The organism is Desulfobulbaceae bacterium (assembly GCA_015231515.1).
GTDB lineage: Bacteria > Desulfobacterota > Desulfobulbia > Desulfobulbales > VMSU01 > JADGBM01.
Genome location: JADGBM010000003.1, coordinates 47,587 through 59,078, shown reverse-complemented (window position 1 = coordinate 59,078; position 11,492 = coordinate 47,587). Strand labels below are relative to the sequence as shown.

At 46.4% G+C, this 11,492-nt stretch carries 8 protein-coding genes; 7 read left to right on the top strand and 1 reads right to left on the bottom strand.

All coding sequences use genetic code 11. From position 1 onward, the window contains the following. The first annotated feature begins 49 nt into the window (after positions 1-49). The 4 genes from HQK80_01270 to HQK80_01255 are packed head-to-tail and all read left to right on the top strand — an operon-like array spanning position 50 to position 5,692. A complete protein-coding gene (locus HQK80_01270; GenBank protein MBF0220854.1) occupies positions 50-985 on the top strand; it encodes an ATP-binding cassette domain-containing protein in 936 nt (311 codons plus the stop codon). Further along, entirely contained in the window at positions 982-3,879 is a 2,898-nt protein-coding gene (locus tag HQK80_01265; protein MBF0220853.1) for a Gldg family protein, read from the top strand. The genes HQK80_01270 and HQK80_01265 overlap by 4 nt, the downstream gene beginning before the upstream one ends. A gap of 2 nt (positions 3,880-3,881) precedes the next feature. Beyond that, entirely contained in the window at positions 3,882-4,841 is a 960-nt protein-coding gene (locus HQK80_01260; protein MBF0220852.1) for a DUF4340 domain-containing protein, read from the top strand. A gap of 20 nt (positions 4,842-4,861) precedes the next feature. Beyond that, positions 4,862-5,692, top strand: a complete 831-nt coding sequence (locus HQK80_01255) for an SAM-dependent methyltransferase (protein MBF0220851.1) — start codon at positions 4,862-4,864, stop codon at positions 5,690-5,692. Here HQK80_01255 and HQK80_01250 read toward each other — a convergent pair whose 3' ends face one another. Beyond that, positions 5,693-6,244, bottom strand: a complete 552-nt coding sequence (locus tag HQK80_01250; GenBank protein MBF0220850.1) for a glycine zipper 2TM domain-containing protein — start codon at positions 6,242-6,244, stop codon at positions 5,693-5,695. 291 nt (positions 6,245-6,535) lie between these two features. Between HQK80_01250 and uvrA the strand changes: the two genes are divergently transcribed. The 3 genes from uvrA to HQK80_01235 all read left to right on the top strand — a co-directional run bounded on the left by uvrA (position 6,536) and on the right by HQK80_01235 (position 11,491). Next, positions 6,536-9,373, top strand: coding sequence for an excinuclease ABC subunit UvrA (gene uvrA, locus HQK80_01245; GenBank protein ID MBF0220849.1), 2,838 nt, complete (start codon positions 6,536-6,538; stop codon positions 9,371-9,373). A 73-nt stretch (positions 9,374-9,446) separates the two neighbouring features. Further along, the gene (locus HQK80_01240) at positions 9,447-10,883 is read left to right on the top strand and encodes a HAMP domain-containing histidine kinase (GenBank protein MBF0220848.1); all 1,437 of its coding nucleotides are present in this window, start codon (positions 9,447-9,449) and stop codon (positions 10,881-10,883) included. Positions 10,884-10,885: 2 nt separating this feature from the next. Then, a complete protein-coding gene (locus HQK80_01235) occupies positions 10,886-11,491 on the top strand; it encodes a hypothetical protein (GenBank protein MBF0220847.1) in 606 nt (201 codons plus the stop codon). The last annotated feature ends 1 nt before the right edge of the window (position 11,492 follow it).

Sequence of the window (11,492 nt, the reverse complement as noted above, 5' to 3'; positions counted from 1 at the left end):
TCATCGTATTCTTTTTCACAAAACCTCAATAGTGTAGAACCTAAAAACCATGATTGAAGTAAAAAATTTAAGCAAATACTATGATGATGTCGAAGCCCTGAGCACGGTCTCTTTGTCTATTGCTTCCGGTGAAGTTATTGGCTTACTAGGGCCTAACGGCGCCGGCAAGACCACCTTGATGAAAATTTTAACTGGTTACATTCATCCCTCGTCCGGCAGTGCCTCTGTTGGTGGTTTTGATGTCCTTGAAGACACAGAACGGGTTCAGGAGATGATCGGCTATCTCCCGGAAAATGCCCCGATTTATCCAGAATTGACGGTTCAGTCGTATCTGAAAATGATTGCTGATCTGCGAAATATCCCAAAAAATCAGCAGACTGCCTATATCTCAGAAGCCATTCATGCTGTCGATCTGAGTGATCGTCTGACCAGGCCAATTGGCACGTTAAGTAAGGGCTACAGGCAGAGGGTTGGTCTGGCCCAGGCAATACTTCATAAGCCAAAGCTCTTAATTCTCGATGAGCCCACCAACGGTCTTGATCCAACTCAGATTGTTGAGGTGCGTAATCTCATCAAAAAACTGTCCAAACACAGTACGATTCTGGTCTCCACCCATATTCTCTCAGAGGTTGAAGCGACCTGCGATCGTGCCATCATTCTTATTGGCGGGCAGGTCAAGGCCGACTCCTTGCTGGCTGAACTCTCAGCCACCTCGTCTGCACGCCTGACTGTTGCCAGAAACAGTGATGAGAAAGCTATCGCCCAGGTTCTTGAAGCAATGGCTGGCGTTAAAACTGTGCGGATGACCGAAAGTGCTGCCAAGGTTGTCTATGCCATTCAAGCTGAAACGGATGTAGATATCTGCCCTGCAATTTTTTCAAAGGCCAAGGAGCATGATTGGCCTTTGTGGGAGTTGCGACACGATGAAAGGAATTTGGAGGCAGTTTTTAATGAACTTACTGCGGTGGATGGAGGGATACGATGAATCAACTACTTTCTATCACCAAAAAAGAGCTTAAGGCCTATTTCGGTTCGCCAATGGCAGCCCTGTTCATTGGCGCATTTTTAGTTTCAACCCTGTTTTCCTTTTTCTGGCTGGAGACTTTCTTTGCCCGAAATACTGCCGACATTCGCCCGTTATTCAGATGGATGCCAATTTTAATGATCTTTCTGGTTGGAGCCCTGACCATGCGGCAATGGAGTGAAGAACAGCGTATGGGTACCCTTGAAATCCTGCTGACTCTGCCTGTAAAGCTCTGGCAGCTGGTCCTCGGCAAATTTCTGGCTGTGCTGGTGCTGGTTGCAGTGGCTTTGGCGCTTACTCTTGGTCTGCCCATCACTGTTGCACTGCTTGGCAATATTGATTGGGGTCCAGTGCTTGGCGGCTATATTGGAGCCCTGCTTATGGCGGCGGCCTACATATCCATTGGTCTGTTTATCTCTTCAAAAACAGATAACCAGATTGTTGCCTTAATCCTGACGGTTCTGGTTGGTGGTTTCTTTTACCTTCTGGGTTCGACTGGCATCACCAACTTTATGGGAAATGAGGCCGGTGAATTTTTCAGGGGTTTAGGGACCGGCAGCCGCTTTGCCAGTATAGAACGTGGTGTATTAGATATTCGTGATTTGGTATATTACTGTTCGTTGTCTGCCTTTTTTCTTTTGCTTAATGGTATCGCACTCGATCGGAAGCGGTGGAGTCGCGGCAAAAACACCATTGTCTATCGTCGAACAATTATTATCGCTTCAGTGCTTTTTGCGGCCAATCTGCTGGCGGTAAACCTATGGCTTCATAAGGTTGGCAGTTTGCGTCTGGATTTGACCGAGAATAGTGAATATTCATTGTCGCAAGTCAGTAAAGATCTGATTGCCAATATGAATGAACCTTTACTGTTGCGTGGTTATTTCAGTGAAAAAACACACCCCCTGCTCTCCCCGCTTATTCCACGGGTCAAGGACCTTATGCAGGAATATGCCATTGCCTCCAATGGACAGGTCGAGGTTGATTTTATTGATCCCAAATATGATGAGGCACTTGAAGCCGAAGCCAATCAGCAGTTTGGCATCAAACCCGTTCCCTTTCAGGTCGCCGGACGTTATGAGTCATCCGTTGTTAACTCCTATTTTAACATTTTAATCAAATATGGCGATCAGCACATTACCTTGGGCTTTAATGATATTATTGAAATCCAGCCCAGGCCTGATGGTCAGATTGACGTTCGACTCCGCAACCTGGAATATGACCTGACGAAATCGATTAAAAAAGTTGTCTACGGCTTTCAAAGCCTGAGCGCTGTTTTTGAAAAAATTCAGGGCCCTGTGACACTTACCGCAATAATCAGTAAGGATGCCTTGCCAGAGCAGCTCGCTGAACTTCCTGGAAATATCAGCAAGGTTGCGGAAGCCTTGGTGAAGGACTCAGATAAAAAATTGCGCTTTGAGTTTGTTGATCCCGGTCAGGATTTGCAACAGCGAAATGCTGTGAATCAACAATTTGGCATTGAGCCTATGCCAGTGTCTTTTTTCTCCCAGGACACCATTTATCTGTTCTTGTTTCTAAGTGTTGGTGATACCAATGAACGAATCTATCTAACCGGTGACATGGGGGAAGCTGAAATTCGAAAAGAAGTGGAGGCGGTATTAAAGCGCACCTCCTCTGGATTTATCAAAACCATAGGTCTCTGGGTGCCAACTCCTGAGGTGCCGCCGGAAATGGCCATGTACCAGCAGGCCCCACCAGACTCATATCGTGCCATTCAACAGGTGTTGCCGGAAAATTATAATCTTGAAAAAATAGCGCTCAGCTCTGGGCGAGTGCCTACCAACATTGACGTTCTTGTTGTTGTTGCGCCTCAGAACATGAGCGATCTGGAGCGATTTGCCATTGACCAGTATTTAATGCGGGGCGGTGCGGTTGTTGCCCTGGCTGGGTCTTATGTTCTTGATTTAAATCCAAACGCCCAGTCAATTAATGTGAAACGTGTTGAAAATGGCGTGGCGGATCTTTTGAATCATTATGGTTTTAAAGTTGAAGAAACACTGGTCATGGATAAGCAGAATGAACCGTTTCCTGTTCCTGTTACAAGAAATCTCGGGGGTTTCCAGGTTCAGGAGATTAAAAGAATTGACTATCCGTTTTTTGTTGATGTACGGCAAGACGGTATGGCCAAAGACAGTCCGGCAGTCGCCAGTCTGCCGGCAGTAACTATGAACTGGGCCTCTCCTGTTGTGATAGATGAAGAGAAGAATAGTTCGCGTAAGGTTTCAGAGTTGCTCTCCTCCTCCCCTGAATCGTGGTTGTATAACGGTGCCAATATTCAGCCGGATTTTGGCCGATATCCAGGCAATGGTTTTGTCGAAGGCGACGAATTTTCCAGCCAGGTACTTGCCGTCTCTTCGCAGGGCGTGTTCAAAAGTTATTTTTCTGATCGCCTCGATCCTCGGGACGAAAAACGCCAACAGGAAAAGGCCAATGAAGAGGATCTTGAAGATGCTGAAGCAGACGCTGCTACTGAACTTCCAGAGGCACCGGTAATCAAGAGATCATCAGAGTCGGCCAGACTCGTTGTGGTCGGAAGTTCTGAGTTTATAAACGATACAGTTATCAGTATCTCCCAAAGCACGAGTCAGGATCGCTTTTTAAATAGCCTGGGCTTTCTGCAGAATCTAATAGACTGGTCTGTTGAAGATGAAGAACTTCTGATGATTCGTTCCAGGGGAACTCATGCCCGTATGCTGCTTCCACTCACTCATCAAGAGCAAACGTTCTGGGAATGGCTTAATTATGGTGTGGCAATTTTAGCACTATTGATCGTCAGTCTTTATGGTGGCTTACGCAGAAAAAAAGAGCGGCCAATGGTTTTGTTGGGGGGTAACTAAAAGTGAATAAAAAAAATAGTATAACAATTTTAGTCGTACTACTGCTAATACAAGCGGCATTGATTGTCTATCTCTATAGGCCTGGGCAGAAACAGTCGGCGCCTTCTGTGAGCTTACTGAGCACTGTAGAGTCTCAAGCTGTTTCCTCGTTGGCGATTACCGACGAGAATGACAGCACGATCATTATGAAAAAAAAGGGTGAGGCCTGGTTCGTCGGTGAGGAACAGTTTCCCGCTGATTCGGCCTCTGTTGAGAGTATTATCCAGAAAATCAGTGGGTTGGAGTCAGCTCGTTTGGTAAGTCGCACTAAATCCAGCCATAACCGCTTAAAGGTTGGTGATGCGGTTTTTAATCGAAAAGTTGTGCTTGGTTCCGACAAAGGGGACAGCATCTTTTTTATGGGAACCGCCCCAAGTTCAAAATCAGTGCATCTTCGCGTTTCTGGTCACAATGAGGTCTATCAGGTGGCAGGTATTTCAGCCTGGGAGCTGCAAGCGGAGCGAGATTCTTGGTGGCAAACCAAATATGTTACCTTGGAGCCGGAGGCAATCAATGCTCTGACGATTACTAATACTCACGGCACAATCAGCTTGAAGCGGTCAGATGATGAAAAATGGCAGTTTGGTGGAGAGCTTTCAGGGGAGCTTGACCAGCAGAAAGCAGCAGCGTTAATTGGTTCAATTTCAAATATATCTATTTCTGAGTATTTGAAAAAAGATTTTTCCATCGACACAAAGCCTGCCTGTAGAATCGAATACAGAACAGATAAGGGAACGATCTCTTTGCAGATATGGCCTAAGAGTGAAGACAATGACGACCATGTTGCCAAACTCTCAACGGCAGAGTTCTACTCGAAATTACGGTCCTATATAATTCAGGAGGCACTTGACGCAACAAGCCAGGAGCTTTTGGTTGAAGAGCCTGAACAAGGCGTTTTGCCGGCACCCGCATTAGAGCAATAGTATACCCCACTATAGGTTTTATGCAGGAAAAACACGAGATTCGGCCAGGCCAATCAATAGAGCTGTTAAAGGAGCTGCACATCCTTACCCGCGACGGTAAGATGAACCAGGACAGCAGGCGTAAGCTTAAGCAGGTCTATCACCTCTATCAATTTATTGAGCCGCTCTTAAAGGCAGTTCAGGAGGATCATTCCGATATTTTGTTGGTCGATCATGGCGCCGGTAAATCGTATCTCGGCTTCATCTTGTACGACCTGTTTTTTAAGGATCAGGATAACGGATCACACATTTTCGGCATAGAAACACGGCAGGAGCTGGTTCATAAATCACAAGCCTTGGCTGCGCGACTGAATTTCCCCGGCATGACGTTTCTGGAATTATCAGTTGCTGCAGCCATTGAATCAGCGGCTCTACCCGTAAAGGTGGATATTGTGACGGCCTTACATGCCTGTGATACTGCCACTGATGATGCTATTCATTTTGCCTTGAAGAAACAGGCACAGTTTATTGTCGTGGTGCCTTGCTGTCAGGCTGAAGTTGCTGCTTATTTAAGAAAAAATAAGGGTGATGCTCTGGCGCACAGCAGCTTGACCGAAATATGGCGGCACTCTCTCCATACACGTGAATTCGGCAGTCTGGTCAGCAATGTACTTCGTTGTCTGCAACTTGAGGCCCACGGGTATCAGGTAACGGTCACCGAGCTTGTTGGCTGGCAACACTCCATGAAAAACGAATTGATTATTGCCACCTATAAAGATATGCCTCGGCGTCGCCCAGCTGAACGGCTGCACGAAATCCTTCAGACATTGGGTCTTGAGGAATTGAGCAGCCGTTTTTTTATTTCTAGTTAATTACCATTCGTGGCGATAGTCAGCAGGTCTGTTAAAGTGGCGGCTTGCTCTGTGGTTTGCTCTTTTGTAGTGGCTGTTTCGTTTGAAGTTACGGTGTTTTTTACTACCAATAATAACCGTTTGAGTAACCAGCTCAGATCTGTCGAGTATCCACTCCCCATTCTGTAGACAGGCGGTGCCATAAACCTTTTCCGGGCGGCCGTCAATTTCGGCAAGCATTTCTGTCTCACGGCAGATGGGTTCCGGTTCGGTCTGTGGTGCTGGTACGACTGTGACGTAGCGTGTCTGAGGGTACTGTCGGACAGGTGTCCGATATGAAACCTGATTAGCAACACCATTTTTGTCCCTCTCATTGCCGATCATATAACCAAGCATGCTTCCCACTGCCGTGCCTATAAGAGTGGCTTCGGTATTTCGGCCAATCGCCTGACCGATCAGCGCCCCACCCCCGGCACCTAGGATAAAGCCGTCAACACCATTTTGTTGGGCCTGGGCAACAGTTGTTGTTACCACTAGAGAAAGTGCGACAATTAATGTAGTTAAAGTTTTCATGATTTGTCCTCCTGTTTGGTTTGTGATTGGTAAACGTTAAAAATGTTTCCCTTTGTTTCTAAAATACGGCACAATCCCCTCAAGCAATAGATGACATTGGGTTACTTTGGTCTAGACATAGCCCCAAATCGACCCGGCATTGCCTGTTTTACGGTTAAATTTGACGTGCAGCGTTGACGTGTATCAGTTTGAGGCTTACATGTCTCAACCCATATAACCAACGCTACTTACCTTTCATATTAGCCAGAAACTATTTCTTACAGGCCAACACAGATTGTAAAGAGCTCATAAATGTCACAGACCTATATTCGTATACGGGGCGCCCGTATGCACAACTTGAAAAATATTGATCTTGATCTGCCAAGGGACCAGCTGATTGTTTTTACCGGCTTAAGCGGTTCTGGCAAGTCTACCCTTGCCTTTGATACCTTGTATGCTGAGGGTCAACGGCGATATGTTGAGTCCCTGTCCACTTACGCCAGACAGTTTTTAGGTCAGATGGACAAGCCGGAAGTTGATACACTTGAGGGTTTGTCCCCCGCTGTGTCTATTGAGCAGCGCACCACAAACCGCAACCCCCGTTCTACCGTGGGCACGATCACTGAAATTTATGATTACCTGCGGCTTTTGTATGCCCGGGTTGGCAGGCCGCATTGCCCTGATTGTGGTAAGCCGATTGAGGCCCAGAGTATTCAGGATATGGTGGCAGCCTTGTTGGCTAAGCCGGAAGGAACCAAGGTTATTTTCATGGCCCCTCTGGTTGATGGGAAAAAAGGTACCCACGCCACCTTGTTTAATCGTCTACGGACTGAGGGATTTATTCGTTTACGGATAAATGGTGAGTTTAGAACTCTTGATGAAGAGATTGAGCTTGAGAAGAACAAACGCCATTCGGTTGAGGTGGTTGTTGACCGATTGGTTATTAAGTCAGGCATTGAGAGGCGACTTTCGGAATCAGTAACCACAGCGGTTCGCCTCTCTGAGGGGCTTCTTCTGGTGCATTATCCTGAAGATGCCACCGAACACCTTTTGAGTGAACGAGCGTCTTGTAATAGCTGCGGAATTAGTCTGCCGGACTTGTCTCCCCAACTATTCTCCTTTAACAACCCCAAAGGAGCTTGCCCGGAGTGCAGCGGGCTTGGAGTTAAACAGTTCTTTGATCCGAATCTTCTGGTGCCGGAGCCATCGTTAAGTATCAACAAAGGGGCGATTGCACCGTGGCGCAATCGTTCAGCGATGTCGTATTCTACTCAGCTTCTGACAGCTTTGGCGAAGCACTACTCCTTCAGCTTGACTACTCCATTCAACAAATTGGCCAAAAAAGCAAAAGAGGTCATCTTGTATGGTACCGGCCGCCAGGAAATTCAATTCACCTACGAGCGGCGCCAGCGCCGACTGGAGTTTGCTAAACCCTATGAAGGAATTATTCCTCAGCTAGCCAGGCGCTATAAAGAAACAGCTTCCGGGTTGATCCGGGAAGATCTCGATCAATATATAAATGTGCAGCCTTGTCCGGTGTGCCATGGTGCGCGTTTGAGCCCTGCCCCGCTATCTGTTCGTATCGGCAAATACAATATTTATGAGATGACCTGCCTTGGCATTGAGCAGCTGGCCAGGGAGTTATTGACAATATCGTTTTCAAGTCAGGAAAGGTTTATTGCCACTCCCATATTAAAAGAGATAGGAGAAAGGCTTGCGTTTCTTAATGGCGTAGGACTTGGCTATCTTTCGTTGTCCCGCAATGCCTCTACCTTGTCAGGGGGTGAGTCTCAAAGAATTCGACTGGCCTCGCAGATAGGGACTTCGCTGATGGGTGTTCTTTATATTTTGGATGAACCGAGCATTGGCCTCCACCAGCGGGATAACCAGCGCTTAATCAAGACCTTAACTCGGCTCAGGGATTTAGGAAATACCGTGATTGTTGTAGAACATGATTCGGACACAATTATCGCAGCTGATCATGTTCTCGATATGGGGCCAGGTGCCGGGGTGCATGGTGGGAATATTGTCTATAATGGTCCTGTTGCCGGCTTATTTGACCATGAAGAATCATTGACGGGAGGCTATCTCTCTGGTCGGCTGGTTATTGCATTGCCCAAAAAACGTAGGAAGGCGAGAAAAACCCATCAACTTACAGTGCATAAAGCCATAGTCAACAACCTGCAAGCAGTTACCTGTTCGTTCCCTTTGGGGCTTATGACCTGTGTTACCGGGGTTTCCGGCTCGGGCAAGAGCTCTCTGGTCATGCAGACCTTGTATAAAGGTGTTTTGAGTCAGTTGCAAAGCGCCATTGGGCCGGCGGGGGAGTGCCAAAAAATCACCGGTCTTCAACATATAGATAAGGTAATCGATATTGATCAAAGTCCAATTGGGCGGACTCCGCGCTCGAATCCAGCTACCTATACCGGCGTTTTAACACCGATTCGTGAACTATTGGCCAGGCTGCCCGAATCTCGAGCTCGGGGTTATCAACCCGGACGATTTAGTTTTAATATTAAAGGAGGCCGTTGCGAGGCCTGTGAGGGTGATGGTGTCATCAAAATTGCCATGCACTTTCTGCCCGATGTCTATGTGACATGTGAGGCCTGTCGTGGTAAACGTTACAATACCGATACCCTGGATATCCTGTATAAGGGCAAGAGTATTGCTGATATTCTTGCTATGAATGTTGAAGAAGCCCTTGATTTTTTTAAGAAAATTCCAGCCCTGCAATCACGATTGCAAACTTTATTTGATGTCGGCCTTTCCTATATCTCCCTTGGCCAGTCGTCTGTTACATTGTCTGGGGGAGAGGCTCAGCGCATAAAATTGGCCCGGGAGTTGAGTAAGAGAAGTACCGGCAGAACGTTGTATATCCTTGATGAACCCACGACAGGCTTACATCCTGCAGATATTCAACATCTTTTGATTGTGCTAAACCGTTTAGTTGACAGTGGTAATACCATTGTTGTTATCGAGCATAATCTTGATGTTATAAAAACCGCTGACTATGTCGTTGACCTCGGACCAGAGGGAGGTGAAGGTGGCGGCAGGCTAGTTGCCTGTGGAACACCTGAAGATATTGCCGCAAACAAGGAGTCATATACCGGCAGATTTTTGCAGCAGGTTTTAGACGTGGACCGCGCTTGAATCTATCATCAATAGATACCTGTTTAACGTCTCTCTTGTTGGCAATAAATCTGTATTTCGAGCTGATTTAATTATGTTTCGTTCAAAATCATTCTTTCTGTTTGTTCTTTCCGGGCTGGCACTGGTTGCCTTGCCCCTTGTCCTGGTGCTTATCAGCTCTGATTTTCTTATGGGGAAGTTGGTTAAACAGAGCTCCACCTCGGTCTACCGTTCTGTTTCTTCTGCCCAACTTGGCCTGAAGCTTGTTGAGAATATTACCAACCAGGAGAGGAAGATCCGGCAATATCTGGTTCTTGGTGATGCCCGATTATACGAGGACGTTCTTGGTCTGCACAAAGAGATTATTAACATATTAAATGGTCTTGAAACCCTTACACAGCAAGAGGCGCAAGCAAGGCGAGTCCGTGTCCTGAAAGAGCAGGAAGGTGCAATCTTCTCGGCACTTAAACTTGCTGCCGAGAACTCGGAGCAGACCACCCTTCTGTCGAACAGTTTTGTAGAGCTGGACCGTTTGGGCAAAGAGATGTATATGCTTAGCAATGAAGAGACCTATAAAGAGGTCGAGAAGTTACAAAATTCTGCAACTCATGCTCGGGCGACTCTGCTCACTTTGGCCTTTACATTGCTGCCGATTACGATTGCCTTGATCGCTTTTTTAGCCCGCCTTATCACCAAACCCATCAAAGAGATTGATCGGGGCATTAAGCAGCTTGGCCAGGGAAACTTCGTATCACCAATTGCGATAACCGGCCCCGAAGATCTGATTTTTCTGGGAAGGCGGCTTAACTGGTTACGAAAAAAACTGGCTAAATACGAAAAAGAAAAAAATAAATTCGCCGCTCATATCTCCCATGAACTAAAAACACCGCTCGCTTCAATTTATGAGGGCACCGAACTGCTAAATGATGAAATTGTTGGTCCCGTAAATGTAAAGCAGCGAGAAGTTGTCGAAATACTCCGCAAAAACTGTTTTCAGCTCCAGCAGCATATTGAGAATCTTGTGAGTTACACAATGGCCCAGGCTCAGAAAACGGCACTCATCGTAAGCCAGTTTTCTGTCAATGATCTCATCCTCCAGTGCCTTGAGGATTATAAGTCGGTTATCATGAAAAATAGTCTTACGTTGACAACAGAAATTGACCATTTTGATATTGTCGCTGACCGGGAGCGGATTAAGACGGTGATCGATAATTTGCTGTCAAATGCCTTTAAATATAGTCCATTTAAAGGGGCTTTACTGGTGTCGGCCTCCGTCGAAAATGATTTTTGTCAACTGCTGGTTGCAGATTCGGGTCAAGGAATTTCTGTTGAGGATAAAGAGTTTATTTTTTCACCATTCTATCAGGGCAGCTCGACAGGTCACACGCACATTAAGGGAACAGGGCTGGGCCTGGCTATCGCCCATGAATATGTTACTGCTCATGGCGGAACCATAGAGCTTGCTTCGTCGCCTCTTTGCGGAGCCTGTTTTAAAGTTCTTTTACCCTTAGACGATTCCCGACAGGTTTAAATATGAAAATATATCGTTATATCATTGTTTTTGCATTAATACTGTTCATTGGTGCAGGTTCAGGCTGCACATTGGTAGAGGTTCAACGAACAGCAGGAATGTTCCATGTCAATGGGCCGTATTGGGACGGTCCGGCTCAAAACTTTACCGTGAGCCATGTTCTCAATTACCGGCAACAACTGCGCACGCTTTCCGAGCAGCTCATTAATGATGAAGCTGAGCGCGTCAGGGAGGTTCACGTCCTTTCTAAGGGCCCAGTAGATCAGATTCAATATCTCCTTATTTTGGACGCCTTACCAGCGTCCCCCGATAACAAACAACTCATGGAGGGACTTTTTTCTGAACTAAATCAAGATACTTCGTTTATGCGCTCGGATGTGCAGGAGTTAGTGTTTTTGATTAAGGAGATTGTTTCATTGAAACTGGCAGGCCAATTGCACCGTCCTTTTATCAAAACTACTTGTCCTGAGGTCAAAGACAACACATCTGAACTCAAGATGCGGATTGAATCGTGCGAAGAAGAGTCGAAGGCCCTGGCAGATCAAATTCAAAAATTAAAGGATATTGAGCGAATATTAAACGATAGGGAACTCAGTATAGAGAAATAAA